Source organism: Flavobacterium sp. ZT3R18 (genome assembly GCF_007097385.1).
Taxonomy (GTDB): domain Bacteria; phylum Bacteroidota; class Bacteroidia; order Flavobacteriales; family Flavobacteriaceae; genus Flavobacterium.
The window spans coordinates 17671-35335 of record NZ_VJZS01000033.1; the positions used below are offsets into that span (position 1 = coordinate 17671).

Consider the following 17665-nt stretch of genomic DNA (forward strand, 5'->3'; position numbering starts at 1 on the left):
TTTTTCTGAAAAATAAGTTCTTTGAAATAAAAAAAACGAAATAGTTATTCCTATTCTAAAATGATAAAAATTCAATTTCTGACTTTTTATCCATTAGCTGCCAGCCATCATCGGTTCGTATAAAATATACTTCATGATTCAACGTGTCTCGCAATCCATTTTTAACAGCAGCAGCAAAAACATTCTTTCTTCGAATTGTATTGTAAGTTACAACGGCCTTATTACCAGAACTCATAATCCTGATTGCTGCAATTGCTCCAAACTCTTCATCTGCTACTTTTACACGTTGAATTTTATATATTTTATCATCTTTTGGTGTAGGTAGTAAGTAAGGTTTTGCGGCAGCGGTAAAACTCACAAAAGAGGTTGTATCACCAAATTTCTTGCTTTGAAGTACTTTTACAAATCCTTTTTCTACCAATCCGGATTTAAAAATGGTGTAAGCGTGTACGGGATCATTGCAGAAAATATCATGGTCTACAATAGTAGGATAATGATTTTTTGTTTTAATAATGGCAGTAGCCAATTTCTCATCTAGCGTTTTAGGTTGGCAGCCTGTCATCATCAGAATCACCGTGGTCAAAATGTAAGATAGCTTTTTCATGTTTTTAAATTTTAAATTATTAGTATTTAGTTAATATTCTTTAATCTGTTTAATCATGCGTTCCAATGTTTCAATTGCTATTTCCTTATCCCTTTCTTCGGCAACGTATGCTTTGCTCCGCATGGCATTGTAAGAAAGATCCACTTTATTTGAAGTAGATAGAAAAGGAACGATTGTTTTAAATAGATGATTCATTGATTTTGAAATAAGAATTTTTAGTTCATCGGATGCCCTAAGTATTAAAGCTGTCTGATCGGTTGAGAGTTTGCATAAAACCTTACTGGAAGGGTAATCTATTATGGGTGCTCTATATGTTCTCCTTTCAATAATTTGAAAGGATACACTTAAGTAGTTTGCAAATCTAGATTCTACAAAAGTTATTAATTCATCCAAACAAGAAATTAAGGCAGTTGTAACCTCTTTTAGATTATCTCTGTATAGTTCGTTACCACTACTTACTTCTGTGATTTTATCTAAAAGGAATAGCAATGATGAATAATAATTTCCAACTAAAATTTTAATCTGTTTCTCATTGGTAAGTGAAAAAACCTGAATTGTGATTTGTGATTGGATCAGATGTGTTTCTTGGGTAGCTTTTTCAATAATCATTTTTGACTGAACTGACGTAATTTGATCAATATCATTTTTTCTCGGATTTAGGGTCGATGTGACCATCGAATCCAGCCACTCTAAAAGATAGGTTTGAGTCATATGTTTTTTACTTTTGCTTAGTAAATCTTTCTCTCGATCGTAGATCTACAGTACTCTAAATCAATGCTTATTGAACATTTCTAACCCAGTCAAGTCATGTATTGCATAGTATTCAATGGAAATTTAATCTGAAACGATATTCAGAAGGAGACAGGGAAGTATGCTTTTTAAAAAAGAAACTAAAAAAAGAAGAATTGCTGAATTCCAATTCTTCTGCAATATATAAAATGGTTAAATGCTTGTTTTGAAGCAAAATTTTTGCTTCCAGAACAACAGCCTGCTCAATAAACTGTTTCGCGGTTTTCTGGGTAACTTGTTTGACAGTTTTGCTAAGATGGTCTGTCGTGACAAGTAAAGTGTCGGCATAGAATTTTACACTATGTTGTTTTCTGCAATTCATTTCTAAAATCTTAATAAATTGCATGACCAGTTTTTCCTTTTTTGTATGTTGTACGGATATATGCCAAGAGGATCTGTGGTACATTCCTGCTAATTCATACAGTAATAGATTAAAACTAAAAAGAATTGTCTCATTTTTAAAAATATGGGTACTGGAGCGTAGCACTTTACTGTCAAGTAATGTAAACAGATCAATAAGCAATACCATATCTTTGTTCTTGAGACAGATTTTAGAAGATAATTTGGTAATAAAAAATTGAAAATATCCAATATGCGGCCTCCTAATACTATTCTCAAAAACAAACTCTGCTGTGAATGATAGCAAGCAAATTTGCAATTGGTCGCTCATAATCAAAATTTCACATGAACTTCGAGTTGGAACCACTAGTAATTCATTTTCTAAGACAGTAACTTCTCTATTATTTATTTGTATAGATAGAGAACCTGAATTTACGATCAGTATAGAAAAATGATCTGGCATAAATAGCTCATCAAGAGTTATTTTAGATGCAAAGCTTTCAAAAATGTAGACTTGCAAACCTAAATGGCGATATTTTGAATTTTTACTTACCAAAACAATACTCTTTTATAGAATTATAATTGCAATGAGTTAAATAAACTTTACTTTGGTTTAAGTGGCTTGAGCGTTTACTTAGATAATAATCTGTCCATCAATGAAACAGAAATAAAAAGTAAATTTGACATACCGCTCACAAAAAGTAAATAGGCTAGATTCCGTGGGTTACCACTTTTTATCTCACCATTTGTGAGGTAGCCAATTATTTCATCGTAGGATAATAGATCTACGATGAAATAAAGACTAACAAGATTCAAGAGAATCAAAAACACGGTAAATGTGTATATTATTTGCTTCTCAATAAGATAGATACGATGCATCATCAGTCAGTTACAAGATTATTTATCATAATCCCTGTTACAAGTGAGTATTTTACCGCAGAAGATGAATTATCAATAGCACCACTAAGTCCTCCAACACGGTTACCAATAGAGGAGTCCCAATCTTCATCTTTGCGCTCCTTGACGTAGTAGAGTGAATACCGAACTATAGATGAAGTAGTGAGAATAATTCTCTTATCCTCGTCATTAAATTCAGCATTGGCTATTACTGATGATTCATACGCTACTATAGATTGATAAATTTCCTCGTAGGGATTGCTTTCCCATAAAAGCACATCGTCCATAAAACTAGAAAGGCTACTTTTTGCTACATTTGTCATTGTAGAATTTGCAATAGCCTCATCTAGTTTAGTCTGAGGGTTATTTACGATCTCTTGTATTACGTCAAGATTAATAGGCAGATTTGTTCCTAAGTTTAAAAGCATTAGATCATTATTCTCAGCTGCGATGGCTTCGATTTGTTGGCTGATTTGTGCTATTGTATTGTACTGATAATTACCTGCCAAATAAACATCAAGGATGTCATTATGTAACTTACCTGCAATGTCATAAATGTTTACTGGGTTTTCAGGGGTCAAGTTTTGAACCAAACATGTTAATTTTTCTGATTTCTTGTTGCTAACCTTGCCATTAATACTTTCAGTATTCTCAATAGTGTCAGTGGTACAAGAGAGGATTAATAATGGTAAAATCACTAATCCTAATGAAATATTTTTCATGATTAAAATGTGTTAAATGTGGCCGACTATTTTTGTAGTCAGTTCATTTCACCCGGGTAAGCAGAACTTTAATTTAGCACGATGCTAAATATTCTTGCTTTTGAATTCGAGACAAATCTAGAAGTCGAATTTCAACCCTGCAACACATTGTGTATGGATTTTCAGAAAATATGGTATGGATTTTCTGAAAATCCATACCATATTTTTAACTAAAATTCCCTTATTATCAATTGTTTACGCTGTGTTTTATACAATTTTTAGCAAAATATTCCGTTGTAGTTTTTCCAGCCTATTATTTACCTTCAAAAATGCTTTTATAAAGAATATAGTCCCCAATTTTTAATTTAGCCTATGATTAAGAAGTATCTACTAATTTTATCTCTTTGCTTGGGGGATCAAATTTACGCACAGGAAATTCATTTTAAAATTCCTGATACGATTCGAAATAAGAATTACGATTATCTTTTTGAGCGGATAAAGGAATCAGAAAATGACCGTGCTAAACAGTCGCTTTATCTGCGATCTTTTTTATTTAAAGCCAAATCAGAAAAAAATTCACTGGAGATTGTAAATGGCTATAAAAATTATCTCCACCACTCACCTGAAAATTTAAAACTTGTCTATGCTGACAGTATGATCTATACTGCAAAAAAATCTAGGGATAATGCCTTGATCGGTTCCGCCTATCTTTCAAAGGGGATTGAATATTATGCCCAGAAAAAACATAATTACGCTTTAGATAATTATCTTATCGCAAATAATTATATTTCAAAGACCAATGACAAATACCTAACCTATAAGGTCAAATACAATATTGCACACATAAAATACTATCTTGGATTTTATGATGAGGCGATTTCCTTGTTTAGGGAATGCATCAGTTATTTTATAGAAAACAATGCCAGAGGATATTTAAATTCACTTCATTCGCTTGGCTTGTGCTATAACCGTATTGGAAATTATGGTTTATGTACGGAAACAAATGAGAAGGGCATTATAGAAGGACGAAGACTCGCTAATGATGAAGTGCAGGAATACTTCATTCACTCGGAAGGAGTTAATCAGTATTTTCGAGGCAATTATGCTTCCGCTATTAAAAAAATTACCTATTCGCTCCCGACCATACTTAAAAACAAAGATTTCGCAAATGAAGCTGTTGGGTATTTTTATATAGGAAAAAGTTATTGGGATCTTAAGAATCCCCAAATGGCAGTATCATATTTCAAAAAAGTAGATGCTATTTTTAATGATAAAGAATACATTCGTCCTGATCTTCGCAATAACTATGAATTATTGATTAGCTTTTTTAAATCAAAAAAAAATCCGGATCTCCAACTTTACTATATTGAAAAATTACTTAAAGCAGACAGTATCATAAACAACAGATACAGGTATCTGTCTGGAAGAATCCACAAAGAATACGACACTAAGGAATTGCTGATACAGAAGAAAAAAATCGAAAACTTATTAGATAAAAGAAAGTATAACGATTTAATTTTTACAGGTGTGATAGTCTTTTTGTTTTTATCTGTGTTATTTCTTATCTATAGACATGTAAGAAACAAGAGAGTCTATAAGCAACGATTTGATGAATTGATGAAAAAAAGTGAAGCTAGCACTAAAGTTGAATCCAAAAATATAGCCAATGGAATAGAAGACATAAATCAAGATACCGTTGCAGGGGTCTTAAAGCAATTGGAGAAGTTTGAAATAAATAAAATGTTTCTGGAAAAAGATTTGACTTTGGCAAAGCTTGCTGTAGCCTTTGATTCAAACACAAGATATATATCAAAAATAATATCCCATTACCGAGACAAAAAATTTGTAGAATACATTAATGATCTTAAGATTGATTATATCATTTCATTATTAAAAGAGGATAAAAGAATTAGGAATTATACAAACAAGGCATTAGCTGAGGAATCTGGTTTTAGTAGAACACAACGTTTTGCTACTGCTTTCTTTGCCAGAACTGGAATGCCAACCTCATATTTTATTGAAGAACTTTTAAAAAAGTAATCTTAAATTGTTATCCATTCACCAGCTTCCCATTGTATTGATGCTATTAAAAAATAATCAAACTAAAATAAATTTTAGTTTGATTATAAATATTATTTCTCTTATTATCCTTGAAGAATCTTTAATCTTTTTTCCATATTTTTTGCTATAAAAATAGATTCCGCACTTAAAACAAGCACATAACCAATTAATTAACTCTCTTCAAAGAGGCGATAAGGAAATACGCCCGATGATTTGCTCTTTAAATACTTCATGAAACTCTCACATAAATATCCCCATTCACTTACGGGCAATTTTTCCTTTTCGGATTTGTTTATTTTTAGATAAATATCAACTGTTCTGCTGAATCCTTCCTTTAAAGAAATTTCCTTCCGTGTGCCTTTTTCTATTCTAACACCAGAAATACAAGCCTTAAAATGATTAAAACTAAAGGCTTTTATATCGGCAATAGTCACAATTCGCCCACGTGTTAATAAGGCATTACGATAGAAAAATATGCGATCCTGATCGCTTTGCTTACTTAGACCGCCAACAGATGTCGTGATTAATACGATCGATTTGTTTGAATCAAACAATTTGTCCTTTGGTTCTAAAATAGTACCTGTTTTGATATTATTACCATCTTCGGCAGCAGTTGACCAATAATTTACATCAAATGATTGATCACCAGCTTCATCAACTCTTGGTTTGATTATTAAATGCGGATCGTTATTCTTAACAGAATTGCTCTCACCTGCCTGCTGCTGAACAGATAACAATAACTGGCTGATTTCCCCTAAAGATTTCGAAGCAAAATCCTTACCTATATAAGAAAAAGAAGATCCTTCATCTTTTAGTAAATCCAGTACTTTTTGAATCAATTCAGTTGCGCTTCTCGTGTCAAATTTAGAAGCACCAGCTGTTCGTAATACTGCCGTTCCATCTTCTATTACACTATCTTTAAAATCTTTTATTTCATAGTAATTGTTAAATGGATCTATAACATTCTCTATGTCAAGATAAATACTTTTTTCTGTATTGAGTGCCAAATAAGACAATGTATTTTTAAGTACTTTGTTTATTGTATGCAGTCTTTTATTAATTACCGGAAAACTGTTGACCTGAAAAATTACATTATCTAATACCTGCGGAACCAACGATTCCGGAAAGACCATTTTTATCCAAATAATTGGTTTATCATTTGTGTTGTTTACCTGAGAAAAACACTCATGATTCAGGTTGTATTTTTTTAAACCTTTATGTTTTAGTTTTTCTTTTAGGGTATAAAAGTTGTCAAAATAATATTCGTTTACTTCTTTTATTATTTCACTAAGATGCACGCTGCTCTTATTTAAATTAACGGCATCATTGTTATTTAGAGGAACATTATAACCCGCTTTTATCTTAACTTGAGTATCATCATAAAAGCATTTCATATTTTTCAAGTAATATTCAAGCATTTCCTTCTGCTGAATGTCTTTAATGTCTATATACAACATCAAATCTTCGAGTTCCAAAACATTTGGGTTACTCAATTCTATGCCCAGAAAAACCTCCCCGGAAGGCAATGAATGATGATAATCTTCAACCGCTTTTTTTTCTAAAGCATTCGAAACTTCATATAAATTACTTCCATAAGCTATATACTTAATCTCACAAGAAGCTAATTTCACTTCTAATGTCGGAGAGAAAGCAATCTCTTTGAAAATTGGTTCCAAAGGGTTGTAAATGTTAGGAATTCTTTTGTCTAAAGTTAACTGATTGAGCAACGAAACTTTTGTATTGTTTTCTAATGGTGAAGCGTGTAAAATTGCCTGCGCTGGCCTGGCTCCAATACTAGCTTCAGGGAACATAATCTCGAGTATCCTCTCTACAACACCAGTATTTAAATCCTGAAGTTCCTCGGAAATTTTCTCCAACTCATGCGACAATGCGCTTATCATCAATGACACCATAGGGTCAAATGATGATTCCATTTCTATACTTGAAGAACCCCAAGCTCGTGCAGCTCGTTTTAATATTCTATCTTTTATCTGATCTCTTTTCATTAATTTAGTTATTTTTTTTCTACTTTAAATTAACTTAATTTTTTGTCTGATTTTTGGGGAGCAGCATACTTTCAATATTTAATCAAAATATTCAGTCCCTCTGAAATCTAGCCATCCAACTTTTCCAAATTCGTTTTCGAATCTGCAAAAATAGTTGTTGAATTTACCTAACTTTTTATATTTATTTTTATTGACATTGTAATATGTGTAAAGATTATCCTTTTTTAATTTAAGTGGATAATTGTATCCTTTAGATTCGATTGAATCATATTCTGTTGAAATAATCTCCTTTAGTGCAATTTTATTTTCTTTGTCTGTATTGAACTCAAAAACACCATATTTACCTTTTTTACTTACAATAATCCAATTTAATGATAGGTTAAAAATACTATAGTCATTAAAAGAGTTGCTATCAAATGTTAGATTATCAGAATTATTCAAAAATTGTATTGTATCAAAATAATAACTAAATAAATCAAGTACAACAATGGAGTATTCTGATTGCTTTACTGTGAAATCATTTGATGTTTTAGTTGTTAAAATTTTATTTTTTAAATTGTATTCATATGATGTAACAGTACCGCAAACAGTATAATCTATTTTTTCCTTCGTGATTATTTGATTTAAAAAATTTAACTTTTGAACTTCATGACCGCTTAGTATTTGAATAGTTCTTGAATTTCCTTTTCCTATATATGCCGCTTTTACATTTTTTAAATTAAAGTTATCAAGACGTGTATTATAGACTTCACAATTATTTTTTTGTTTACCAATTATGAAATTTTGATCCATACTTACAGAATCATAAACTTTATCAAGCACTAAATCACCAAAGATATTTCTGACAGAATATTTATTTTTCTTTTCTTTTCTAATTTTATAAAAATCTTCTACTTTAAGTTTGCTAACATTTTCTTGCAAATTATTTTCATCGTATTTTATAATTTTTTCATCAGTAAAATCAATTTTTTGATATTGAATAATTGTGTTTTTATTTGTTTGTATCATGTAACCATCATCATTTCCGATTATAACTATACTTTTTTGAAGTCCTAAATCTAGGATATATATGTATTCGAAATCGGTATTTTTGAGATTCCATTTTTGTATGTTTTTATTTTTTATTTCATCAAAAAAATCTTCTAATTCATAATATTCAATCATTGCGATTTGATTATTAAAAAGACTAAAAATGTATTTTTCTTTATCATTTACTATTTCAAGTTTCTTATTTTTTATGTAGTTGTTGATGTCAAGTATTGCAATATCCTCAAATTTAATTTGTTTCTTTTTTTCTAGTCCAAAATCTTTATTAACTTTTGAATAATTACTATCAACTGTTAATGTTCTAATTGTATCATTTTCTTCACTATCAAAATAAACTTTATATGGGATATTTTTTTTTACGGAAATTAAATCTACTTTATATTCTCCGTAAGCAATATAATTTACATCGTTAACTTTTAAATGACTTTGCCCGAAAATAGGTAAAGAAGTTAAAATTAGAAGAATTAATTTTGTCGTTTTTTTTATTTTGGTTAAAGATTCAAAAAACTTGACTATATTGTATGTTGTAAAGTGTAAATAAACTATTTCATAATTGTTATTTTTCATAATTTTAGTTTTTAATGTAACAATTGCCATTGCCAAGTGAACGTGTTTATTTTATTGTTGTTATAATCCAAATAATTGTCCGTTTTACCTACTTCAAATATGTGCTTTTCTCCTTTTTTAAATGTATGCTGTAAACCTAGAGCGTGCATTATTTCGTGAGGAATTTCAACTGACGGTTTCATCAATTGTCTATCATTTCCTAAATACATCAAGGATAAATTTCCTATGGTTGCGCCGTTGTTGTACGAAACAATGGTTTGGTCGCTGTCTGTTAGCGATTCTTTAGAAGAACCACTTTGAAGATTTGTCAAATACAAGGTGATTTCATCACTTTGCAGTCTCTTTTGTCTTTGTTGATGTAAAGTGTTTAATGATGTCATTAAATCTATCTTACTTTTATCGTCTTGTTTTACTATATTGTTTTTACCAACTTCAAGATTAGTTTTCATTCTGTCAATAAAGGCTCCTTCTAAAGGATTTGTTGTCGGTAATGTAATATCGAGGTTTTCAGCATTTTCATTTACGATTTTAATATCTATTAGTGTTGGATTAAAGGCAGTTTTAAAGTAATTTTCAAGGATGCTTTTGTTTGGAACTGTACTTAAAACTTTTTCCTTATCTCCTCTATTAAAATTAACTACAACCCAACGCACATTTACTTCTTTAGGTTCGGGATAAAAGAAGTTGATGGCTCCAACCACTTCACCATCTCCTTCAATTTTTAATTGGGTTTGGCTTCCCGAGTTGTTACAGGTTATTTTCACTTCTTTGGCATCTTTTAAATTGGCTGGTTCAAAAGTAAAATCGGGATTAGTCTCAAATTTTATATCCTGATAAGATTTATAGTTTTTTTTATCCAAAATATCAAGCTCCAAAGTTATAGTTTGCCCTTTTCGCATACTTACCCATACAGGGTAATATTTTTGTTCATAGATAGTCAATGGTTTGTATTCTTCTTCCAGTTTATTTAAACCACTAACACATGTATTCTTAAAACTATTATTAAATTTATCGAAACCAAAAATTCCGTTTTTTACATCACTACTATTTGCGTCAAATGATACTATCAATAATTTTTCTCTAATTTCTAATGTCGCATTCTGAAATCTTGTATCGCCGTTAATTTCTGCTATATAAAGTATTCTATTGTCGTTCATAATTATTTTTTTATACTATCCCAAAATCCTTTTTTCTTGTCTGCCTTTATTTTATCCATTTCGTCCTGCCACTTTTCTTTATACTCTTTCCATTCTGCTCGAGTATAACCTATACCTTCTCGAGTGATATAAATTTCATTTTTCTGGGCTTCTTCTTTTTGCAGTTCTTTTACGGTTTTATCTCTTGGTTTAGCAGTTACAGGCTCTAGTACTACTTTTTCTTTCAATTCGGCATAACCATCTGCTTTTACATTTCCTGATAATGTCATTTCTTTCATACCTTCGTTGATTTCTCGTCCAGTGCCTTCTTTTATTTTTATCGATATCGTTTCTCCTACTTCATAATTTCTCGTTTTTACTAAAAGACTTACTTTATCATCAATATTTGAAATTTTAATTCCATCTTCCATTTCAGCACACATCCACTTTGCATTTAGAATTTTTTTCTTCTTTAGTCCTTTGGATGCTGGCTTAACGTCTTCTGGTTCGTTGCGCTGTCCGCAATCTGTAATTTTTATATCTACACCTCCATAATTACATTTTATAGTGCTTTTTAGAAGCAACGGAAATTGTTCTTGTACTTTTGATGTTCCTACGTCCTTCCATTTTCCCAATTGCATCATCGAGGCGCAAGGGCTGGAACTTTGTGGGCTTTTGGTACAATTACCTTTAAAGATTAAGCTCTTCATGTCTTTCTCTTTTACAGTAGCCGTTTTTTTGCCTTGAGTTGTAGGAGTATCAAAGTTTACTTTGAGATCCCCAACTGGATTTGTGCAAAGAGTGCATTGCAATTTTGCTCCATCAAGAACCATTTTCTGTCCGTCTGAGGCTTTTTCTTCTTTTTTCTTTTCCTCTTTTGCTTTTTCCTTTCGTTTAGTATTTTGTGAGCTTTTATGTTCTATATTATGTCCTGCTATATCTTCATTTATTTGATCTTTGTTTTTACTAAAATCAAAGATTTCGTCTTTTTCTTTTTGTTCTTTGTCCAAACGTTCCTGTAACATCTTATCGTAATCAGGCATACTTAATCCTCCAAAAATATTGTCTAGCCAACCCATATTACACTGTATTTTATGTTCTTGTGTTCAGTTTCTATTTTTAAATTGCTTTCTATCAATTGATTTTCATCACCGTAAGTCAATGTTCCTTGATATCCTTGTATCTCAACATTATTGGATATAATTTTTTTATTGGCATCATCACTTTTTTGTGCTCCGATACTAACTTGAGGGCCTCTTTTATCTATCCAAATTTCTTCTGTAATTTCAGTATCATCAAGATCTAAAAGAATACTTTTTCGTTTTATTGGCATTTTCTGAACATCATTTTTACCGAATAATCCATGAAAATACAAGCCAAACATAGCATTGGTTTTCAAGAAGTAAACTGTCTTTTCTTCGTCTTCTAACACCTCCGTAATATCACTCAGGAAATCTTCAAATTCAAAACCTACATGATCTTTTCTTAGTTCAGCCTTTGTTTCTGCCCATCGTTGTTGCATTTCTTTAAGGTTTTTAATTTTTTTAATTTCACCTTTATCATTTACTCCTAACAGAATGTCACCAAACGCATAGATGTCTTCTTTTAGCAATCGCTCGTTTTGTATCGATTGATTGGATGTCAAAGTCACTTTTGATGTAAATACATCAAAATAAAATAAATCTCTTATTTTGCCTAAATATACAAGCTCTACATCACGAGTAGATACATTCTCGACAACACGCCTTTTATTAGTGAAATCAGTTATCGTAGTCCTAAACCTGTAAAACTGAATTTTGTCTAATACGGGGTCTAAAGCAAAGTCGAATATAAAATGTGTTAAGGCTATCATTAGGTATTTTTTTTCAAGGGGTGTTCAACTCTAATTCTATTCTTTCGTGGATCCATACCCATCCAATCTCTATTGGATGACCAATGGAAATATTGGTTTCTTAATATTTTAAGAATATTATCCTCTGTGTAGCCTTTAAATACTCTGTAGTGATCCAATGTATCATAGTTGCTGTATTCTGATGTTTTCGAAAAAGCAAGTTTTTTATCTTCTTCTATTGCTTTCTCATTTCTGCGATCATCTCTCAAATAACCATAATCGTAAAGTCCATGTAGACCAGGTGAATATTCACCTGAACTTGGTCTTTTTTGAGCTATTTCGCGTTCCTTTTTTAATTCGGAAATTCTTTTTTCTATTTCTTCCTTTCTTTGTGCTTCTATCTTAGGATATACATTTTTTTTAAAATTTTCATACGCTTTATCATATTCAACTACTCTCTCTGCTTCGTGTATTTTATCATCGTATTCCCATTCGAGTTCATTATCTTCTGCCATAACATATTTACGTAAACGTTTTTTTGCAGCGTTTAACACTTGGTCATCGCCTAGCGGATAAGAAGCATCCATACTAGTTACTAATTTATCCTGCAAATAATCTTTTGCAAGCTCCCCCATAAAATGCAAGGGTATATAGCTATACTCTTTTCTTAACATTCTAGTGCCGGTTAGTTTTTTATAAGCTTGTATCAAATCGTCACTTATTACTAGTTGTGAATCATTAAACCAATGTTCGAAGATTAACTCCTCTTTAAATTCTTGTAAATTGAACCTTTCGATATTGAGATTCGCTTTTGTTGTAAAATAATTCAATGCATTTGTTACATGACCCAATGTGTTAGGCTGAGACGTTTCTATTTCGTCTATATTTTCTAAACCGTTTTCATAAGCACCGCCAATATCGCAATGCACTCCAGGAAAGTTTTTCTCTTTTCTGTTATTTTTTCCTGTTGCTTCACTTATTTTTCCTGACAATAGTCGCGTTAAATCAAAATTCTCACGATGCTCATTTTTTGCTGTAAAATGTACTATTTGAGTTGCTTTTAAATCATGTAAATTCAAAGCCTCTTCATCATCCTGAAATAAACTTGAAGCAATAGTATGTACAGCACCTTTACCAAGAGTATTATCATCTTTTAAATCGTCTTTTTCTTCATAGGACGATACCGTGTCATAGAGACCTATAAAACGTACCTCTATCTCAATGTTTTCTAAATCTTCAGGTGAAATTTTATTTACAAGACAGCTATATCCAAAATGTCCCATTTTTGGCATTTTGTTATTTTCTAATAGCGAAACATCTATTTCTTCCAGATCACTATCAATAAAAATAGTTTTGTATTTTGGAGTTAGAGTCTCGGATTTAGAATAGGGATTTTCAGGATAATACCCGTCCTGTACTTTTTTGGGAATAAGTTTTGAGTTTATTTGGTTTACCTCATGTACAAAGTTACGCGCTGCAGCTGCTCCACGACTAAAACCAAAAACATCTAGTGTGATGCTTATTTTTATTTTATCTTCATCATTTTTTTTAATTATTTTTTTTTTGATTCTTTTTGCAAGTTCATTACAGCCTTTACGTACTTTGCTCCTTATGCCGGTACTCCCAGACCCATATTGAAAACCATCATCTGTGTCACGGGCAACATCTTCTGTACCAATTCCTTCAATGTAAACAGCATATTGCTCATCACATCCCATAAACATACGGGCGACATTGGTAAAATCATTAGCAAAACTGTTATCTACTCCCATTTTATCTAGTGCCTTAGTCCATTTCCAAACTTCATAACCGCTATTTCTATGTGAGGCTTCCAGATACTCTTTATGTTCCTCGCTAAAACCGCTACTGTCTATATTGCTATAGTTTTCGTCTTCTGCCTGACGAGCTGTGTCTCTAGCTTTTTCGCCCGACGAATCAAATTGGTAGTCATCTTTTTTTTCATTATTCATAAAATCCTTATCCCGGTATAATTTTCGGAGTTTGGTGTTTTTCATATTATTGAGTGTGCCATCAAAAAACACCCCGAAATTAAGTCTCAGTTCATCCTTTAATATATCGTCTTGGCTTGAGCCTTCATTGTAAACAAATGATTTTCCCATAACTTAATATTTTTTGCTAGATTTAAAAACGTCTATTTTGCATTTTACCAATGCAATCTCTTTGTCATTCCCTTTGAGCCGTACGGTCAAGTCATCATTAAAAGAACTTACTCTAAACTCTATCTCTACTTTGCCTTCTTTATTGTCCTTGTATATTTCCTGAAAAGCAGCAAAAATTTCATTTTCATCAAAATCTGCAATGCCTGCATAACGCTGTCCTGCTTTGTCTTTCCAGCTCATACTAAACCCATTGGGAGTTGCTCTTTTTACAAATTCATTTTTTATAAAACTCTCATCGAATAATTTATCTTTCTCACCATTGTACATATCAAATGCAAATCTTTCCATTTTTCCTTCGTTTTGTACAATAGCTGTTGGACGCCAATAGTATTTTTCTCTATAAGTATCCCATAAACCGTAAGGAATGAGTTTGTTTTTGTTGGCCTCTTGTGTTACTAATGGTATTATGCTGGTATTGCTCATGATCCCTTCTCGCCACGATTCATCAAACAATAATCGGTCGTGGTTGTCTAGCGTGTTTATTTCGGCTTGAGATACCTTGGTTTTAACCCCTTGGTAGCGCCCTATTTCTACTTGTTTTCCCACTCCATAAAGCCAAATGACCACCACGCCACCAGGAGCAAAACCTGTAATAATAGTATCATAATAGTCCTTTTCTCGTCTGCCAAAGCCTAGAAAAGAGGCATAACTGGGGTAACCTTCCTTAAACAATTTTACCATTTTTTCATGGTCTATTGCACAATCTATACTATAGAGGGTGGCTTCGGTATAAGACATCCATATTAGGTTTAGCCTATTAGGTACCGTTGCTTTGCTGGAACCCATACTACGTCCTGTTTCTCCCCAACCTGCTTTACCTGTGGCAATACCAATTGATAATCCAGAAAAACTAGACTTGCTTTCAAGACCTCCTTTATATACTTCTATAGGATAACCTAATGGAGCATTTGCAGTTGCTTCGTATTCAAATTTTGGTTCATTCATATCTTCTTTGTCTTTTTTGTTTTGGCATGCTGTAGTTATCGTTAGCAATAACGCTAGAGCATACAAGTGAATTTTTATTATTTTCATATTTTATGTTTTCTTCTATTATTGAGTGTGCCATCAAAAAAGTCTAAACGAAAGCCTCAATTCATCCTTTAATATATCGTCTTGGCTTAAGCCAGCATTGTAAACAAATGATTTTCTTCTTAACTCCAACTTTGCCAAACAGATAAAAGTGTAATAATTAAACTAAAAATTGTAAAACGTAAAGAATAAGCATATATACTATCATTTGTAACCTTTTTTTTAAAATAATAAACCTGTATAGTAAAAATTATTAAAGACAACACAATCAAAAAACTAGAATACATTAAAGACCAAATTCCAGCATTCATCGATTTAGTATGACAGAGAGCGATGAATAAAACTAAATTCATTAATCCTATCGCAATAGAGATGAATAATAATTTAAAAAAGGCATATCTATTGATGTATGCTGTTGGGCTTTTTATATACTTTTCATCTTCTCCTTTTTCTAGTAGTAAAACAAAATTATAAAATGGAATAAATAAATAGAACCATGGCTTTTTAATATCATTCATTCTTTTTATTCCAGCTGAAAATAATACCATAAAAAACAATATTGAATAGATAGCCAATAAAATACTACTGCCCAAAAAATCACAAATTGGAAAAATTAGAAAAAGATTTAAAAAACTTATACGTATAAATAATAAAAAACTTTTCCTTGACAATGATTCATCTATATTAAAGCTAGTTTGCCAAATTCTTACATATTCTTTTATCATTTTACCCTTTGTTTACTTTTGCGTCAGTAGCTCCTAATAATTTTGAAACCCCTGAACTTTTTATCAATATATCTCCCGCTATAGCCTTGTGGGTTGTTGTTCCTGTAGTCTCTTTTAAATCACCACCAACCGTCATTGTTTTATTTTTATCAATATCTTGTTTATACTCTTGGGCTTGTAAAGTTATTTTATTGGTTACCGTTGTCGATTTGTTTTTACCAACATCATCAGTTTGATCTTCACCCACTTGGGTTATCATATTCTTACCGACATTAAAAGTCAAATCTTCACCAATATCAAAAGTCATATTCTTCGGGACAGTTACAAATGTATTGCCCTTACCGTCCATAAAATATTTGTTCCCGCTTGCGTCTTCGATCAAAAGACTTCCATCGGCATCATTAAAGACAATTTTTATTCCTGAGCGCGTACGCATTACTTTCATATCGTTTTTGGGTGTAACGTAACCACTTTTTCCATTTCTATGATACATTGATCCAAACACTACAGGCATTTCGGCATTGCCTCCCTGAAAATCAACGAATACTCTTTCGCCAACCTCGGGTATAATATAAAAGCCTTTCTCGCCACCTCCGTGTGGATGCACCATAGGTACATATGGGGTTGTTTCGCCTTTAGCTTGCTGCCATGGCATTTGTATTTTTAAACTGCCTAGACCGTCTGGGTCTTCATTTGCTACAACTATTGCTGTTTGACTCTCACAACGTGGAATTAAATCAGGATTGGTCATAGGCGAGAAAACTGCTCCGTTAAAATTAACAGCTGTAAAATGGTTTTCGTAACCACCTCCGTCATCACAGGTATGCGTTACCTGGATTACCCTATACGAATTTTCTAATTGCGGATCAACACTGCTTATACTTACATCGTTGCCAATGGTCACACCCGGAACTTCACTTGAAGCTTCTATTTGTATCATATCACCCATAACGGAGCGCATTTTATTTTTGGCATATTCTTCGGATGCTTTTTTTCCCATTCCTCCAACCGCATTTTGGTTGAGTTGAATAACCGTTTCTTTGCTGAAAACCTGATTGGATTTATTGATAAACGTTTGATGAAATCCGTCCACTTCTTTTTTATATCTGGAAGTGCTTTCAGCAAAATGTTCCCCTTTTATATTGTCATTCTCTATAGCTTTAAATAATGTTGGAGACAATTTTACATCATAACTAAATTCCTGCATATTAACCCCGTAAACAAGTTTAGGCTCACCGCCTGTACCGCCCGGAGTCCCGAAAACCATTGAAGTTCCATTATAATAGAACCATTGCCCGTAGCGCATCGCTAGACGATTCAAGAAATCAAAATCACTTTCGTTGTACTGAACCGTATAAGGTAATTCCTCTTTATAATATGGAGACACTCTCATATCTATATCATAACCTGTTTTTACTTTATTTACAATATCGGCTAGTGGTTTTTCTGTAAATGAATTTGATTCTGGGCCATTGTCTAAAACGATCGAAGAGCTATATCCTTGAATTAGGATTGTTTCTTCCATGTCACGAACACGGGATTTTCGCATAGTGACCTTGGTTACTATTCCATAAAACTGCATTACATAATCTTTAGGATTTTTAGCAACCATATGGTCATCTAAATCCGGTATTGCTTTTATTTCGATGCTTATCTTTTCGCCCGCGAGTTGCTGCGAAACTGGCATAACGCTTTCAGATTCGCTAACCAATATATCCTGTCGCACTTCAACCGAAAAAGTATGATGGTCATG

General features: G+C 32.1%; 14 protein-coding genes. 1 reads left to right on the forward strand and 13 read right to left on the reverse strand.

The annotated features are described in order from the left end of the window. Positions 1 to 55: 55 nt before the first annotated feature. The 4 genes from FNW52_RS19805 to FNW52_RS19820 form a co-directional block, all read right to left on the reverse strand. Complete coding sequence (locus FNW52_RS19805) at positions 56 to 604, reverse strand: hypothetical protein (protein WP_143379200.1); 549 nt, start codon at positions 602 to 604, stop codon at positions 56 to 58. Positions 605 to 634: 30 nt separating this feature from the next. Next, a complete protein-coding gene (locus FNW52_RS19810) occupies positions 635 to 1315 on the reverse strand; it encodes a hypothetical protein (RefSeq protein WP_143379201.1) in 681 nt (226 codons plus the stop codon). Positions 1316 to 1427: 112 nt separating this feature from the next. Then, positions 1428 to 2288, reverse strand: coding sequence for an AraC family transcriptional regulator (locus tag FNW52_RS19815; RefSeq protein WP_143379202.1), 861 nt, complete (start codon positions 2286 to 2288; stop codon positions 1428 to 1430). A gap of 325 nt (positions 2289 to 2613) precedes the next feature. After that, positions 2614 to 3351 (reverse strand): hypothetical protein, encoded by a 738-nt coding sequence (locus tag FNW52_RS19820; RefSeq protein WP_143379203.1) that lies wholly within the window; start codon positions 3349 to 3351, stop codon positions 2614 to 2616. Between the two features lie 351 nt (positions 3352 to 3702). Between FNW52_RS19820 and FNW52_RS19825 the strand changes: the two genes are divergently transcribed. Then, positions 3703 to 5370 carry an AraC family transcriptional regulator gene (locus FNW52_RS19825; RefSeq protein ID WP_143379204.1) on the forward strand — a complete coding sequence of 556 codons (1668 nt, stop codon included), beginning with the start codon at positions 3703 to 3705 and terminating at the stop codon, positions 5368 to 5370. A 191-nt stretch (positions 5371 to 5561) separates the two neighbouring features. On the opposite strand, the gene FNW52_RS19830 is transcribed toward FNW52_RS19825, so the two are convergent. The 9 genes from FNW52_RS19830 to FNW52_RS19870 form a co-directional block, all read right to left on the reverse strand. Continuing rightward, on the reverse strand, positions 5562 to 7397 hold the full coding sequence (locus FNW52_RS19830; protein WP_143379205.1) for a type VI secretion system baseplate subunit TssF: 1836 nt from the start codon (positions 7395 to 7397) through the stop codon (positions 5562 to 5564). Positions 7398 to 7475: 78 nt separating this feature from the next. Continuing rightward, the gene (locus tag FNW52_RS19835) at positions 7476 to 9011 is read right to left on the reverse strand and encodes a hypothetical protein (protein WP_143379206.1); all 1536 of its coding nucleotides are present in this window, start codon (positions 9009 to 9011) and stop codon (positions 7476 to 7478) included. 11 nt (positions 9012 to 9022) lie between these two features. Next, entirely contained in the window at positions 9023 to 10168 is a 1146-nt protein-coding gene (locus tag FNW52_RS21230; protein WP_255515667.1) for a hypothetical protein, read from the reverse strand. Between the two features lie 2 nt (positions 10169 to 10170). Beyond that, positions 10171 to 11226, reverse strand: a complete 1056-nt coding sequence (locus FNW52_RS19845) for a DUF4280 domain-containing protein (RefSeq protein WP_221933419.1) — start codon at positions 11224 to 11226, stop codon at positions 10171 to 10173. Beyond that, on the reverse strand, positions 11214 to 11999 hold the full coding sequence (locus FNW52_RS19850; protein WP_143379207.1) for a hypothetical protein: 786 nt from the start codon (positions 11997 to 11999) through the stop codon (positions 11214 to 11216). Before FNW52_RS19850 ends, FNW52_RS19845 begins: the two co-directional genes overlap by 13 nt. Continuing rightward, entirely contained in the window at positions 11999 to 14098 is a 2100-nt protein-coding gene (locus FNW52_RS19855) for a DUF2235 domain-containing protein (RefSeq protein ID WP_143379208.1), read from the reverse strand. The genes FNW52_RS19850 and FNW52_RS19855 overlap by 1 nt, the downstream gene beginning before the upstream one ends. A 3-nt stretch (positions 14099 to 14101) precedes the next feature. Continuing rightward, the gene (locus FNW52_RS19860; protein WP_143379209.1) at positions 14102 to 15190 is read right to left on the reverse strand and encodes a DUF2931 family protein; all 1089 of its coding nucleotides are present in this window, start codon (positions 15188 to 15190) and stop codon (positions 14102 to 14104) included. A gap of 119 nt (positions 15191 to 15309) precedes the next feature. Next, positions 15310 to 15912 (reverse strand): hypothetical protein, encoded by a 603-nt coding sequence (locus tag FNW52_RS19865; protein WP_143379210.1) that lies wholly within the window; start codon positions 15910 to 15912, stop codon positions 15310 to 15312. Between the two features lies 1 nt (position 15913). Next, the coding region (locus tag FNW52_RS19870) for a type VI secretion system Vgr family protein (RefSeq protein ID WP_143379211.1) at positions 15914 to 17665 on the reverse strand (1752 nt) is incomplete at its 5' end.